10 protein-coding genes are annotated in these 15152 nt (G+C 70.2%); 3 read left to right on the forward strand and 7 right to left on the reverse strand.

The features are described from left to right. Nucleotides 1-80 precede the first annotated feature (80 nt). The 6 genes from OTB20_RS14055 to nirB form a co-directional block, all read right to left on the reverse strand. On the reverse strand, nt 81-1175 hold the full coding sequence (locus OTB20_RS14055; RefSeq protein WP_267817554.1) for an MFS transporter: 1095 nt from the start codon (nt 1173-1175) through the stop codon (nt 81-83). A gap of 92 nt (nt 1176-1267) precedes the next feature. Then, a complete protein-coding gene (pflA, locus tag OTB20_RS14060) occupies nt 1268-2095 on the reverse strand; it encodes a pyruvate formate-lyase-activating protein (RefSeq protein ID WP_267817555.1) in 828 nt (275 codons plus the stop codon). A 112-nt stretch (nt 2096-2207) separates the two neighbouring features. Beyond that, the gene (gene pflB, locus OTB20_RS14065; RefSeq protein WP_267817557.1) at nt 2208-4487 is read right to left on the reverse strand and encodes a formate C-acetyltransferase; all 2280 of its coding nucleotides are present in this window, start codon (nt 4485-4487) and stop codon (nt 2208-2210) included. Nucleotides 4488-4725: 238 nt separating this feature from the next. After that, a complete protein-coding gene (locus tag OTB20_RS14070; RefSeq protein WP_267817560.1) occupies nt 4726-6030 on the reverse strand; it encodes an anaerobic C4-dicarboxylate transporter family protein in 1305 nt (434 codons plus the stop codon). A gap of 362 nt (nt 6031-6392) precedes the next feature. Continuing rightward, entirely contained in the window at nt 6393-7814 is a 1422-nt protein-coding gene (locus OTB20_RS14075; protein ID WP_267817561.1) for a NarK family nitrate/nitrite MFS transporter, read from the reverse strand. Between the two features lie 163 nt (nt 7815-7977). Further along, on the reverse strand, nt 7978-10776 hold the full coding sequence (gene nirB, locus OTB20_RS14080; RefSeq protein WP_267817563.1) for a nitrite reductase large subunit NirB: 2799 nt from the start codon (nt 10774-10776) through the stop codon (nt 7978-7980). A gap of 272 nt (nt 10777-11048) precedes the next feature. Between nirB and OTB20_RS14085 the strand changes: the two genes are divergently transcribed. The 3 genes from OTB20_RS14085 to OTB20_RS14095 all read left to right on the forward strand — a co-directional run bounded on the left by OTB20_RS14085 (nt 11049) and on the right by OTB20_RS14095 (nt 14457). Continuing rightward, a complete protein-coding gene (locus OTB20_RS14085; RefSeq protein WP_267817565.1) occupies nt 11049-11771 on the forward strand; it encodes a sirohydrochlorin chelatase in 723 nt (240 codons plus the stop codon). Between the two features lie 28 nt (nt 11772-11799). Beyond that, nucleotides 11800-13005, forward strand: a complete 1206-nt coding sequence (locus OTB20_RS14090; RefSeq protein WP_267817566.1) for a low temperature requirement protein A — start codon at nt 11800-11802, stop codon at nt 13003-13005. Between the two features lie 204 nt (nt 13006-13209). Continuing rightward, nucleotides 13210-14457: a cytochrome P450 gene (locus OTB20_RS14095; RefSeq protein WP_267817568.1), complete on the forward strand. Its 1248-nt coding sequence runs from the start codon at nt 13210-13212 to the stop codon at nt 14455-14457. A 144-nt stretch (nt 14458-14601) separates the two neighbouring features. Here the strand turns inward: OTB20_RS14095 and OTB20_RS14100 are convergent, their stop codons facing one another. After that, entirely contained in the window at nt 14602-15096 is a 495-nt protein-coding gene (locus OTB20_RS14100; RefSeq protein WP_267817569.1) for a DUF5949 family protein, read from the reverse strand. Nucleotides 15097-15152 lie beyond the last annotated feature (56 nt).

Here is a 15152-nt window from a genome sequence, read left to right on the forward strand (position 1 = left end):
TGATCGTGGAAGACCTGACGGGCCGCTGGTCCGCCCAGGCGGCGTGAGCCAGGAATCCCCTCCTCCGGGAGCGGGAGGTTTCAATTGAAGCCCTTCTTGACATGGGCCAGGTAGACGCTGCCGCGCAGCAACCTTTTGCAGCGCGGGCAGTATTCAACGAAGGCGTCGAAGTCGAGCTTCAGGTCCTTCATCGTGCCGCGCAGGTTCTCCACGTAGGGCGCGGTGTCGATGGGTTCCGCGCAGCGCTTGCAGACGAAGACCTGCTCGTCGTCGCGGGTCGTGTACTTGAAGAGCTGCATGCCGACGGCGGCCGGGCGCTGGACGATGTGGAAGAACTTCCCGAACGGGATGTAGATGAGGGTGAACACCACCGACACCATGTGCAGGATCGCGAGGAACTCGTATCCGCCGCCGTGCAGGAAGATCGAGGAGAAGGTCAGCAGCAGACCGGTCACGGAGATCACGATCAGGCAGATCAGCGGCAGCAGGTCGTAGGCGAAGCGCTGGCCGGTCATGGCTCCGCGGTCCTTCATCCGCCGGTACAGGAAGTACGAGGCGCCGGGGATGACGAGGACGGCGGCGATGTCCAGGCCGTGGAACATCAGCCAGCCCAGGACGCTGAGCGCGTCGAAGCCGAGGATCTTGAAGCCCCAGATCCGCATGTCGTAGCCGGGTCCGGCGCCGCTGTCCGCGGTGAAGGTGAACCAGCCCCAGGTCAGCGGGAAGGTGATCGCCGCGGCGAGGAGGCAGCCCCAGAACATCAGCTGGTGGGCGATCCAGCGGGGGCGGGAGCGTGCGCCGAGGAACTTCTGGAAGCCGAGGTAGGTGGCGATCATCTTCGGCACGGCCGTGGGCGCCTTGCGGAAGTTCTCGGCCGAGAAGAAGCTGCCGAAGCCCTTCTTGAAGAGGCGGCGGGCGCCGGGGGCCGAGACCCAGACCGTGTACCGGTAGGCCACGCCGAAGGCCAGGAAGACCGTGGCGACGGCGTACGGCAGCAGGGCGGAGTCGAAGTCCCGCAGCAGCCGGCTGCCGAGCACGATCGCGACGATGAGCAGGAGCGAGACGACGGTGCCGGCCAGGGTGGCCCGTGCGGTGACGGACCGCCTGGCCGGCGGCGGGGTCTCGGGCGCCGGTGGGGGCGGCGCGGCATCGATGACATCTGAGGGCTCGGACACAGCACCACGCTAGGCGGTTTATGCCTAATCAGCCCGTTATGTAGACCTTACGGGTCCGCCGAACGGGTGAGGATCTCGGCGGGCTCGGACGCTCAGACCGCGTTCAGTCCCTGCGCGGCGAAAATCGCCTTGGCCTCGGCGACCTGGCCGGCGGTCGGCGACGGCGTGTTATGGAGGGTGAACTCCATTTCGAGGGCCTCCCACTTGCTCTCGCCGAGCTTGTGGAAGGGCAGCACGTCGACCCGGGAGATGTTGCCCAGGGTGCCCGCGAAGGCGGCGATGCCCTCGATGTTCTCCCGCGCGTCGGTCAGCCCGGGCACCAGCACGAACCGCAGGTGCACCTCCTTGCCGAGGTCGGCGAGGCGGCGGGCGAAATCCAGGGTCGGCTCCAACGGGCGGCCGGTCACCTTCTTGTACGTCTCGCGGTCCCAGGACTTGATGTCGAGCAGTACCAGGTCCACGTCGCGCAGCAGTGCGTCGGTGGCGCGGGCCCCGAGGAAACCGGAGGTGTCCAGGGCGGTGTGCAGTCCGAGGTCGTTCTTCATCCGGTGCAGCAGTTCGCCCGTGAAGACGGGCTGGAGCAGCGGCTCGCCGCCGGAGATGGTGGCGCCGCCCCCGGCAGCGGAGATGAACTTGGTGTACTTGCGGGCCTCGGCGATGACGTCGTCGGCCGAGGTGCGCTTGCCGTTGCGCATCCGCATGGTGTCGGGGTTGTGGCAGTACAGGCAGGTCAGCGGGCAGCCGGACAGGAAGGTCACGAACCTGGTGCCGGGGCCGTCGACCCCGGTGGACAGGTCCCAGGAGTGCACCGTGCCCTCGCTCGGCCGCTGGGTCGCGGCGGCGGCGGGCGTCTGGCCGGCGCTCACGCTGATCGCGTTGGCGTGGCCGACGGGAAGGCTCGTACCGAAGAGGACGGTCATGGCAGGTGCTCCAGCTTCCAGATTCCGTGGACTGATCTGGTGACGCGCGGTCCCGGGGCCGGGCGAGGGCCGGCCCCGGGCCGCGCGTGTTCGTGGGTCTCTCCCGAAGGGATCAGAGAGAGCCGTGGAAGGTGCGGTTCAGCACGTCGAGCTGCTGAGCGCGCGTGAGGCGGACGAAGTTCACCGCGTATCCGCTGACACGGATGGTCAGCTGCGGGTAGTTCTCCGGGTGCTCCATGGCGTCCATGAGCGTGTCGCGGTTGAGCACGTTCACGTTCATGTGGAAGCCGTCGACCGCCATGTAGCCGTCGAGGACGCCCGCCAGGTTCTTGATCCGCTCCTCGGGGGTGCGGCCCAGGCCGTCGGGGGTGACCGTGTTGGTCAGCGAGATGCCGTCCTCGGCGTCCTCGTACGGGAGCTTCGCGACCGACAGCGCCGAGGTGACGTAGCCGTGCGTGTCGCGGCCGTTCATCGGGTTGGCGCCCGGGGAGAACGGCTCGCCGGCGCGGCGTCCGTCCGGCGTGTTGCCGGTCTTCTTCCCGTAGACCACGTTCGAGGTGATGGTCAGCACCGACTGGGTGTGCTCGGCGCCCCGGTAGGTGGGGTGCTTGCGCACCTTCTTCATGAACTCCTCGACGAGCCAGACGGCGATCGAGTCGACCCGGTCGTCGTTGTTGCCGAAGGCCGGGTAGTCGCCCTCGATGGTGTAGTCGGTGACGAGGCCGGTCTCGTCGCGCACGGCGGTGACCTTGGCGTACTTGATGGCGGACAGCGAGTCGGCGGCGACCGAGAGGCCGGCGATGCCGCAGGCCATGGTGCGGCGCACGTCGCGGTCGTGGAGCGCCATCTCGATGCGCTCGTACGCGTACTTGTCGTGCATGTAGTGGATGACGTTCAGGGCGTGGACGTAGGTGTCGGCGAGCCACTCCATCTGCTCGTCGAACTTCGCCATGACCTCGTCGTAGTCGAGCACCTCGGAGGTGATCGCACCGGTGGACGGGCCGACCTGGGCGCCGGACTTCTCGTCGCGGCCGCCGTTGATCCCGTAGAGCAGGGTCTTGGCGACGTTGACGCGGGCGCCGAAGTACTGCATCTGCTTGCCGACCGGCATGGCCGAGACGCAGCAGGCGATGGCGGTGTCGTCACCGAAGCGCGGGCGCATCAGCTCGTCGGACTCGTACTGCACCGAGGAGGTGTCGATCGAGACGCGGGCACAGAACTCCTTGAAGCCCTGCGGCAGCTGCGGCGACCAGAAGACCGTCATGTTCGGCTCGGGGGCCGGGCCGAGGTTGTAGAGGGTGTGGAGGTAGCGGAACGAGGTCTTGGTGACCAGCGGACGGCCGTCCTCGCCCATGCCTGCGATCGACTCGGTGACCCAGGTGGGGTCGCCGGAGAAGAGCTCGTCGTACTCCGGGGTGCGCAGGAAGCGGACGATGCGGAGCTTGATGATGAAGTCGTCGACCAGCTCCTGGGCCTGCTCCTCGGTGAGGATGCCGGCCTCGATGTCGCGCTGGAGGTAGACGTCGATGAAGGTGGAGGTGCGGCCCAGCGACATGGCCGCACCGTTCTGCTCCTTCACGGCGGCGAGGTACGAGAAGTACAGCCACTGGATGGCCTCGCGGCCGGTGGTGGCCGGGCCGGAGATGTCGTACCCGTAGGAGGCGGCCATCGCCTTGAGCTCGGCGAGGGCGCGGATCTGCTCGGAGAGCTCCTCACGCAGGCGGATCGTCTCCTCCAGCGAGCGGTTGCCCGCGGGGAGGGAGTTGATCTCCTCCTTCTCCTCCTTCTTGAAGGCGATGAGGCGGTCGACACCGTAGAGCGACACGCGGCGGTAGTCGCCGATGATGCGGCCGCGGCCGTACGCGTCCGGCAGGCCGGTCACGATGCCGGCTTTGCGGGCGGCGCGGATGTCGGGGGTGTACGCGTCGAAGACACCGGCATTGTGGGTCTTGCGGTACTCCGTGAAGACCTTCTCCAGGTCGTCGGAGACCGGGTAGCCGTAGGTCTCCAGGGCGCCGGCGACCATGCGCCAGCCGCCGTAGGGCATGATCGCGCGCTTGAGCGGGGCGTCCGTCTGGAGGCCGACGATCAGGTCCTTGTCGCGGTCGATGTAACCGGGGGCGTGCGCGGTGATCGTCGACGGGATGTCGTACGCGACGTCGTAGACGCCCTTCTCGCGCTCCTCCGGGAACTTGTCCGTGATCGCCTTCCACACGGCGGTGGTGCGCTCGGTGGGGCCGGCGAGGAAGGCGTCGTCGCCCTCGTACGGCGTGTAGTTCTGCTGGATGAAGTCGCGGACGTCGATCGCGTCACGCCACAGCCCGCCCTTGAAGCCCTCCCAGGCCTCGCCGTTCGCGCTGTTCTTCGTGGATTCCGCAGGGGTGGCAGTCATCGCCCGCACCTTCCGAGTCGCCTCATTGCTTGTATCCATTGCACGCCTTTTGATCGATCATTTGGCGGCGCGTTGGTCCCGAGCTGGAGCCCGAAAGTCCCACGTTTTCCAGCGCCAAGGGTCTCCCATACCGACTGACCTGGCATTTTGAGCAGGCCAAAGGTCCATCGTGCGCTTGTGAAAACTTTCACAAGATTTGGGAAATGGTGCGGCGGGCAGCGAAGAAGGGGCGAACCGGTCAGACAATCCGAACCAGAGCGAAGCCTGTGGATACCGCGACGCACGTCGTGATCAGGCCGGGCAGCATGAAGGAGTGGTTGACGACGAAGCGGCCAACACGGGTGGTGCCGGTCCTGTCGAAGTTGATCGCCGCGATGAAGGTGCCGTAGGTGGGGAGGAGGAAATACCCGTTCACGGCGGGCCACATCGCGATGAGCAGGGGGGCCGGGATACCGAGGGCGAGTCCGAGGGGCATCAGCGCTTTGGTGGTCGTGGCCTGACTGAACAGCAGCGCGGAGAGGAGCAGCAGCATGATGGCGAAGAACCAGGGGTGGTCCTGCGCGACCCCGCCGAGCGCACCGGTGATCCGGGCCTCGTTGGCACCGATGAAGGACAGCCCCAGCCAGGACAGCCCGAAGACCCCGATGACAGCCACGAGCCCCGACTTGGCCACGTCCGTGCCCGGTATCCGCTTGGCGTCGACCTTGCACAGCAGCAGGATCAGCGCGGCCACGGCCATCATGAGGATCTCGATGGTGGCGGGCATCGGGAGCGGCCCCTTGGCCGTCTCGGGGCGGAGCGCCGGAAAGAGACCGCTGAGGACGACGGCGATGGTCCCGCCGAGGAAGAGGTACGCCGACCAGCGCGCCCGTGGCCGCATCGGAGGGGCCGCCTCGGCCGGAGGGGGAGCCTCGATCTCCCCGGCGGCCAGCCGGCGCAGGTACTCGGCGTCCTGTCCGAGCTCCTTTCCGATCCGGGACTGCACGGTGGCGGCGACGAGCACGCCCAGCAGCGTGGCCGGCACGGCGACGGCCATGATCCGCGGCAGGTTCCAGCCGTCCCCTTCGAACATCACGATCATGGCTGCCATGGCCGCGGAGACCGGCGAGGCGGTGATACCGAAGGTGGCCGCGATGGACGAGACCGCGATGGGCCGCTCCGGCCGGACGCCACCCTCGCGGGCCACGTCATGGATCACGGGGAGCAAGGGGTAGAAGACGTGGGCGGTGCCGGCGCCCAGGGTGAAGGCCCACGACACGAGGGGAGCCACGTAGACCACCCGGCTGGGCTTGCGTCGGATCGCCTTCTCGGCGAGGCCGACGAGGTAGTCGATACCACCGGCGGCCTCCATCGCGGCGGCGGCCATGATCACCGCGAGGATGATCAGCATGACGTCGACGATGCCGGAGGTATCGGCGGGGACGACCCCGAAGAAAGTTGCGAGCACGAAGACCCCGACGGCTCCCCAGAGCCCCATGGCCACCCCGCCTTTACGGGAGCCGAGAGCGATGGCCGCCACCATGACGGCGAGTTGCAGGAACATGCAGAGCACGACGTCGCCCTTTCAGGAATCGATCAAGCCCCAGCGGCGCTCGGTCCGGCGTTTGAGGCGCGGGGGTCGGGGCGAAGCCAAACTCAGCCCCGCCGGCGTTTGAGGCACGGGGGTCCGGGGGCTGGTCCCCGGCAACGGCGCCGCACACGGCCACGGCCTCAGCACGACTCCGGCCACGGCTTGGGCGGCGCATGCCCGGCACGGGCGTGCCGCACAGGCGTAGCCGGCCCGGCGCGGGGTCCGACCCGACCCGTGCGGAGTCCGGGGCGGAGCCCAGGAGAGCCCGGGCCGGTGCGGGGTCGCCCGCGCAGCGCAACCGCACCACACCCGGGCCGCCCCGCAGGGGCCACCGGCTAGCTGGGGGCTTCCGCGCCCTTACGGGCGTAGAACCACCAGGCCACGACGACACAGCTGGCGTAGAAGCCGACGAAGCCCCACATCGCACTGGTCACCGCGAAGTTGGCGAACATCGCGGGGATGAAGAAGAAGCCGTAGGCGGCGATGGCCGCGGTGAAGCCGGTCACCGCGCCCGACTCGATCTCCGCCTGCTTCAGCGCCTTCGCGTACTGCGGGGTGCCCTCCGTGAGGCCCGCGAGGTGCTGGCCGCGGAAGATGACCGGAATCTGGCGGAAGGTCGATCCGTTGCCGACGCCCGAGAAGAAGAACGCCGACAGGAAGCACAAGAAGAAGCCGTAGAAGGAGCCGGTGTCAGAGCCGGCCGGCAGGAAGGTGATTACGCCGATGATCGACGCGCCCATGCCCACGAAGGACAGGATCGTCACCCGCGCCCCGCCGAACTTGTCGGCGATCCAGCCGCCGCCCCAGCGGGCCAGCGCGCCGAGAGCCGGGCCCATCCAGGCGTAGGTGGCCACGGAGTACGCCGGGAAGGTCGTCTTGATCAGCAGCGGGAGCGCCGCCGCGAAACCGATGAAGGAGCCGAAGGTGCCGACGTAGAGCCAGGTCATCAGCCAGTTGTGCTTGCGCTTGAAGATGATCTTCTGCTGGCTGAAGGGGGTGGAGGCGACCTTCAGGTCGTTCTGGCCGAACCAGGCGATGACCGCGAGGACGATCAGGACCGGCACCCAGACGAACGCGGCGTTCTGGAGGTAGATCTCCGAGCCGTCGGCCTTCTTCTGGCCCGAGCCGATCGCCAGGACCGACGCGGTGATCAGGATCGGGGTGAGCAGCTGGACCACGGAGACGCCCAGGTTGCCCAGGCCGCCGTTGATGCCGGTCGCGTTGCCCTTCTCCTGCTTCGGGTAGAAGAAGCCGATGTTGGCCAGGGAGGAGGAGAAGTTGGCGCCGCCGATACCGCAGAGCGCGGCGATGGCGACCAGCGTGCTGTAGGGGGTGTCGGGGTTCTGCACCGCGAAGCCCAGCCACAGCAGCGGCACGATCAGCACGACGGTGGAGAGCGCGGTGAAGCGGCGCTGGCCGATCATCGGGCCGATGAAGGTGTAGAGGATGCGGGCGGTACCGCCCGTGATGCCGGGGACGGCGGTCAGCCAGAACAGCTGGGACTGGGAGAAGCCGAAGCCGACGTCCTTGAGGTTGGTCGCCGTGATGCTCCAGACCTGCCAGACCACGAAGGCCACCAGCAGGGCCGGCACCGCGATCCACAGGTTGCGGGTGGCGACCTTCTTGCCGGTGGTCTGCCAGAAGGACGGGTCCTGCGGCGTCCACTCCGTGATCGTGCGACCGGGGCGGTACTGCGCCGGATCGGGCGCCTGCACTCGGCCGGTGGCCGGCCGGGCGTCCTGCTTGGCGGAAATCATGGCATGTCCTGAACGTTCGGAGGGGTTGAGAAGAATGAAGCGAGGAGTCCTGACTTTCTTAGGGTCCGCCTACGGGGGCGCCTCATATCAGGGGAGAACGTCGCGTGGGCGACAGGACAAGGTCCCATCGCCCACAGTGCGTTGGTACGGCGGCCGCAGAGCCTCAAGGCTTGAGGTCCACCAGCGGCAGGGACACCTCGGGGTCGTCCAGGCAGATGCCGGTCCGCAGGTCGAAGACCTGCTTGTGCATCGGCGAGGCCACCACGGGCACCCCGTCGCGCGAGCCCATGATGCCGTTGGCGATGACGTCGGCCCCCGAGAAGGGGTCCCGGTTGCCGACCGCGTAGACCTCGCCCGCACGGTCCTTGAAGACCGCGGCCTCGGTGCCGTCCGGCAGCACTACCGTCCGCCCGCGGCCCGGTTCCAGGGACTGCGCCGCGCCTTCGGCCGCCGTGCCGAAGTCCACGGTCCCGAAGCGCTCCAGCGCCGCCGGGTCCTCCAGGACCGCGGACCACTCGTCCTCGTACGCCGACACGTGGCGCTCCATCTGTGCCTCCAGCTCCGCGCAGATGCCGAGGGAGTCCTCGATCAGGACGGCCTTGAGGTGGTCCAGGCCCGCGGTACTGCCGCCGAGCCGCTCGATCCAGGCGGCCGTCCGCTCCAGGCGCTCGCCGGTGCGGATGTAGTACATGAGGAACCGGTCGATCATCGCGAAGAGTTCGGCGGTGTCCAGGTTCGAGGCCAGCAGGTCGGCGTGGCGCGGGGTCGCGCCGCCGTTGCCGCTGACGTACAGGTTCCAGCCGTTGGCGGTGGCGATGACGCCTATGTCCTTGCCGCGCGCCTCCGCGCACTCGCGCAGACAGCCCGAGACGCCGCCCTTGAACTTGTGCGGGGTGCGCAGGCCCCGGTAGCGCAGCTCCAGGTCGATCGCGAGCTGGATGGAGTCGCCCTGCCCGAAGCGGCAGAACCGGGATCCCACGCACGACTTCACCGCGCGCAGGGACTTCCCGTACGCCTGCCCGGACTCGAATCCGGCGCCGCCGAGGCGCCGCCAGATGTCGGGGAGCTGCTCCTTGCGGACGCCGAAGAGGCCGATGCGCTGGGCGCCGGTGATCTTCGTGTAGAGGCCGTAGTCCCTGGCCACCTCGCCCAGCGCGATGACCTGTTCGGCCGTGATCTCGCCGCCGGCGACGCGCGGGATGACCGAGTAGGTGCCGTCCTTCTGGAGGTTGGCGAGGAAGAGGTCGTTGGAGTCCTGCAGGGCCGCTTGCTCGCCGGCCAGGATGTGCCCGATGCCGAGGTCGGGAGCGAGGGTGCCCAGGACGTTCGCGACGACCGGCTTGCAGACGGCGCAGCCCTCGCCGTAGGACTCCAGCAGCTCGCTGAAGCTGCGGATGCGCTCGGTGCGGATCTTCTCGTAGATCTCCGCGCGGGTCAGGGTGAAGTGCTCGCACAGTCCGCGGGGCTTCTCGATGCCCGCCGCGGCCAGTTCGGCGTCCAGGACCGCTTGCAGCGTGCCGATGCAGCCGCCGCAGCCCGTGCCGGCCTTGGTGCACTTCTTGATGCCGCCGATGTCGGTGAGGGACTCCGCGACCACCGCCTCGCGCAGCCGGCCCTTGGTGATGTTGTGGCAGCTGCACACCACCGCGTCGTCGGGCAGGGGGTACCTCCCGGCGGTAGCTGGGGGAGCGTCGGCGCCGGGCAGTGCCACGCCGTCCGTCGACGGCAGGATGAAGGCCTCCGGCGGGGCCGGCAGCTGCCGGCCGGCGTGCGGCTTCAGCGAACCGTACGCCTCCGCGTCGCCGACCAGGATGCCACCGAGCAGCGCGCCGTCGGGGCCCAGCAGCAGCTTCTTGTAGACACCCTCGCGGGCGTCGGAGAACACCACCGAGACGGCTCCGTCCCGGCCCTCGGGGGCGAAGGGGTCACCGAAGGAGGCCACGTCGGCGCCCATCAGCTTGAGCTTGGTGGAGGTGTCGGCCCCGGTGAAGGTCAGCTCGCCCGCACCCGCGAGGGCATCCGCGACGGTCTCGGCCATCTGGTAGCCGGGCGCGACCAGCCCGTAGACCTTGCCGTCGACCGTCTGCGCGCACTCGCCGATCGCATAGACGTACGGGTCGCTGGTGCGGCAGTGCGCGTCCACGACGACCCCGCCGCGGTCGCCCACGGCCAGGCCGCACTCGCGGGCGAGGCGGTCGCGCGGCCGCACGCCGGCCGAGAAGACCACGACGTCGGAGCCGATCTCCTCGCCGCTGGTCAGCCTCAGTGCCTGCGCCCGCCCGTCGGGGTGGATCTGCACGCCGGCCGCGCCGACGCCCGTGTGCACGGCGACGCCCATGGACTCGATGGTGGCCCGCAGGGCGGCCGAGCCGCCGTCGTCCACCTGCAGGGGCATCAGCCGGGGTGCGAACTCCACTACGTGCGTGGCCAGTCCGAGGGTGCGCAGCGCGCCCGCCGCCTCCAGGCCGAGGAGCCCTCCGCCGATGACGACGCCGGTACGGACCTCGGCGGCCGAGGCGTACGCGGTCAGGGCCTCGACGTCGTCGAGCGTGCGGTAGGTGAAGCAGCCCTCCGCGTCGGCGCCGTCGATCGGCGGCACGAAGGGGTAGGAGCCGGTGGCCAGCACGAGGGCGTCGTAGCCGAGTACCGCGCCGGAGCGTGCGGTGACCGTACGGGCGGTGGTGTCGATCAGCTCCGCCGGGTCGCCGAGGCGCAGGTCGATGCCGTACTTCTCCAGGAAGCCGGGTTCGACCAGGGACAGCTCCTCGCCGGTGGAGCCGGTGAAGGCCGCGGACAGGTGCACGCGGTCGTAGGCCGGGCGCTCCTCCTCCGCGAGAACGGTGACCTGCCAGCCGCCACGCTCGGGGCGGGTCGGGTCGGCGAGCGCGTCACGCTCGGCGAGCGCCTGCAGCAGGCGGTGCCCCACCATGCCGTGGCCGATGACAACCAGCGTCTGCCCCATGGATCTCACTCCGTGTGTCCCTGTGCCGCGCGGTCCCGAGGCGGCCAGGGCGGCCGGACCGAGACATCATGCGTGCATACATTCCGACCTTTCGACGGTAGGTCCGCACCGCAGCCCGAAACGACCGAAAAGGGCCCTTGGAGGCGGGGACACGGCCCCTTTCCACACAGGACTTCCGGCCTGGCGCACGGGCCCTTGGCCAGGCTTGCGCGGGCCCGCACCGCGCCTACCGTGGGAGGGGGACGCGGGGGCGGTTCAGGGAGGCAGACCACATGCTCGTCATCGCCGTCCACGGCAGCGCGGCCACGGAGGCCGTCGCGACCATCGACCGGCTCGTCTCCTGTGTCGAGGCCATCAGCGGGGTGCACGCGCTGGTCGGCCACCTCGACGTGCAGCGGCCCTCGCTCGCCGAGGTCGTGCGCGAGCACCCCCACGCGGTCGTCGTCCCGCTGCTGCTCGGCGACGGTTTCCACCGCCGCGTCGACATACCCGCCGTGCTGGAAGGCACTGGCTGCACGCTCACCGAGGGCCTCAGCGGCGAGCGGGACGTCGCCCGCGCCCTGCACAGCCGTCTGCGCGACGCCGAGCGGCGCCGTGGCCCGTACACCCGTGCCGACGCGGTGGTGGTGGCCGGCGCCGGCTCCTCCCGCCCCGGCGGCAACGCGGGTACGGAGGCTTGCGCGGCCCAGCTGGCCGGCCTGCTGGAGTACGACGGCGGATCGGTCCCCGTCCCCGTGGTCCCCGCCTACCTCACCTCCGCCGGGCCGACCGTCCCCGAAGCCGTGGCCTCCCTGCGGGCCGCCGGCTACCACCGGGTCGCGGTGGCGGCGCACCTGCTGGCCCCGGGCCGCTTCGCGCGCGCCCTGAACGGCTCGGCCGCCTGGACGGTCTCGGAGCCGCTGGCCGACCACCCGCGGCTGGCCCGGCTCGTCCTTGGCCGGTACGAGTCCGCCCGGGGCACACGGGCCCTGAGGGCCGCGCGCCTCGCCTGCTGAACCTCGTAGGGCTGCTGTCCTGGGCGGTATGGCTCTGGCTTACGTACCCATGACCGCCCGCAGCCGGGACGAGGGCCACCGCGCCGCGACCCCGCTGGAGCTGTTCTTCGACCTCTGCTTCGTCGTCGCCATCGCGCAGGCGGGCGCCCAGCTCGTGCACTCACTGGCCGAGGGCCATCCCGGCACCGGCGTGATCAGCTACTTCTTCGTCTTCTTCGGTGTGTGGTGGGCGTGGATGAACTTCACGTGGTTCGCCTCCGCCTACGACTGCGACGACGTGCCGTACCGGATCGCGACGCTCGTCCAGATCGCCGGCGTGCTCGTCTACGCGGCGGGCGTGAGCCGGGCCTTCGACCAGAACGACTGGACGGTGGCCGTCATCGGCTACCTGATCATGCGCGTCGCGCTCACCGCCCAGTGGCTGCGGGCCGCCTCCGGCGAGAGCGGCGAGGCCCGCACGGCGGCCCTGAAGTACGCGGCCGGGCTGGTCGTCTGCCAGGCCGGCTGGGTGGCGCTGCTGTTCGTCCCGGACGGTTCCAAGCGCTGGCTCTTCCTGGCCGTGGCCGCCGCCGAGCTGCTGGTTCCGGTGGTGGCCGAGCGCGGCCACCAGACGCCGTGGCACGCCCACCACATCGTGGAGCGCTACGGCCTGTTCACGATCATCGTGCTCGGCGAGACGATCGCGGCGAGCACGGTGGCGGTGAAGTCGGCGCTCGACGAGCACGAGGCCCTGGGCGAGCTGCTGCCGATCGCGGCCGGCGGGCTGCTCATCGTCTTCGCCGCCTGGTGGATCTACTTCGCGGTGCCGATGCACGAGCGGCTGACCTCCAACCGGGAGGCGATCCCGTGGGGGTACGGCCACCTGTTGATCTTCGCTTCGGGCGCGGCGATCGGCGCGGGCATCGAGGTCGCGGTCGAGCACGCGGTGGGCAAGGCGCACGTCTCGCAGCTCGCAGCGAACGCGGCCGTCACCGTTGCGACCGCGCTCTTCCTGCTGATGGTGTGGCTGCTGCACTCCCGCCACTTCAAGCGGGGCCTCGCCCAGCAGCTGACCCTGCCGGTCTCCGCCCTCGCGGTGCTCGCCTGCTCATGGGCGGGCACGTACGCCGTCCTGTACGCGGGCCTGGTCGCGGCGGCGACGGTGGCGGTCGGCATGACCCTGGCCACCCGAGGCGGGTCCGCCGACGCGTCCGGCCCCGACCCCTCCAGCCCCGCCCGGTCCCGCCCCGTGTGATCCAGCGCCGCAGCACCCAGCACCGCACAGGCCCCGCAGGATCCATCTCGGCTGGATGCGCCCCGCAGGTTTCCGCCCAGCCGGTCTTCGAGCCACCGGGTTCGGGTGCGGAGCCTGCCAACGGGGTCGAGCCGGGCCGTCACCCCCGCGCCCCCGCCGCCGTTCTCCACCGCAGGACGACGCACAGCAACTGGAGGCACGGCCATGACGCTCCCCGCACAACGACCCGGTCAGGACCCCGGCAGGGAACTGGCCGACCCGGCCTTCTGGCAGGCACCCCCCGCCCGCCGGCTGGCCGCCTTCGCCCGTCTGCGGGCCCTGGACTCCCCCGTGTTCGTCCCGGAAGGCAGCGGGCACTGGGCCCTCGTACGGCACGCGGACGTGCAGGAGGCGAGCCGGCTGCCCAAGGTGTTCGCCAGCGCGCCCGGGGTGACGACGCCCGAGCCGGCCCGGTGGGTGCGGGCGCTGTTCGGGGATTCGATGGTCAACCTGGACGGCGCCGAGCACGCGCAACTGCGCAAGATCGTGCAACGGGCCTTCACCCCCAGGCTGCTGGCGGCGGCCGAGGAGGACATCCACGCGGTGGCGGCCCGCATCGTGGACGACGTACTGGAGGGGCGGCCGGACGAGTTCGTCGAGGCGGTGGCCTCGCGGCTGCCCCTGGAGGTCATCTGCAACATGATGGGCATCCCGGAGCACTACCGCGCCGAGATCGCCGACCGCGTCAACCACGCCTCCGAGAACATCGGCGTCGAACGGGGCCTGGCGGCCCGGCTGCGGATGCCCGGGCGCGGACTGCGGGCCCTGGCCCGGATGCAGCGGATGGTGGCGGGGATCGGCCGGGAGCGGCGCGAGAACCCGACCGACGACCTGATCTCGGCCCTTGTCCGCGCGAATGTGGACGGCGAGGCGCTCGGAGCCCGTCAACTCGGGGCGTTCTTCTCCCTGTTGATGGTGGCCGGGGTGGAGACCACCCGTAACGCCATCACCCACGGCCTGACCCTGCTGACCGACAACCCCGACCAGCGCGACCTGTTGATCGGGGACTTCGAGGCGCACGCGGACGGCGCGGTGGACGAGATGATCCGCCACTCCACGCCGATCATCCAGTTCCGCCGGACGGTCGCCGCCGAACACACCCTGCGCGGGCACTCGTTCGTCCCCGGCGACAAGGTGGTGCTGTACTACGCCTCCGCCAACCGCGACGAGGCCGTCTTCCCCGATCCGGACGCCTTCGACATCACCCGCTCCCCCAACCCCCACCTGGGATTCGGCGGCGGCGGACCGCACTTCTGCCTGGGCGCGCACCTGGCGCGGGTGGAGATGAAGGCGCTCTTCCGCGAGCTGCTGACCCGCCCGGTCGGACTGCGCGCCATCGGTCTGCCGGATCTGGCCGGGTCCAGCTTCGACAACCGGGTCCGCTCGCTGCGCTTCGCCTTCGACCAGCCGTAGGCCGACCCGGGAGGCGGCCCGGGAGGCGACCTGGAGAGCCGGCCCGCACAAGCGGACCGGCCACCGGGCAGGCTGGGAGCCCGGCGGCCGGAGCCAGGGCCGACGCGCAGCGTGTGCTGCGCGTCGGGTGCGCCCTGCGGGTGCCTATCGCTGCAGGCGGCGCACCGCGAGGACGGCGTGGGCGCTGTGGTTGAGCACCTCGGTGTCGCCCGCGAACGCCTGCAGCGTCTCGGCCTCGACCGGCCGGCCGGGGACCGCCTCGGGCCAGGCGCGGGTGGCGAAGAGGAAGTACGCCTGCCCGCTGTCGTCCGCCGCCTTGACCCACTCCGGCGGGGCGATGCACCTGGCGTTCATGCCCGGCAGGGTCAGCGCGATCTGGTTGCCCTCGAGGAGAATCTGCACCGGGAAGGAGGCCGGGTTGCGGACGCCGTCCATCACCACGTCGCCGATGGGCAGGCCGATCTCCTCCAGCAGCCCGCGGGCCGCCGCCTCGCTCGCCGCGGGACCGTCGGGGCCGTCCCCGAGGATGTAGGCGAGGAGATAGGGAATGTCGTGGGCCTCGTCGGGGTCGCCGATCCATGCGAGCACCGAAAGGGTGCCGAGCTTGGAGCGGTCGAGTTCGGCCTGGGTAGAAGTCATGCGCCGCACCTTAGTGGCCACTGCCCCGGCCTTTTGACGCCGTTTCACCCGGGCGG

Origin of the sequence: Streptomyces sp. H27-H1 (assembly GCF_026627445.1) — a bacterium.
Lineage (GTDB): Bacteria > Actinomycetota > Actinomycetes > Streptomycetales > Streptomycetaceae > Streptomyces.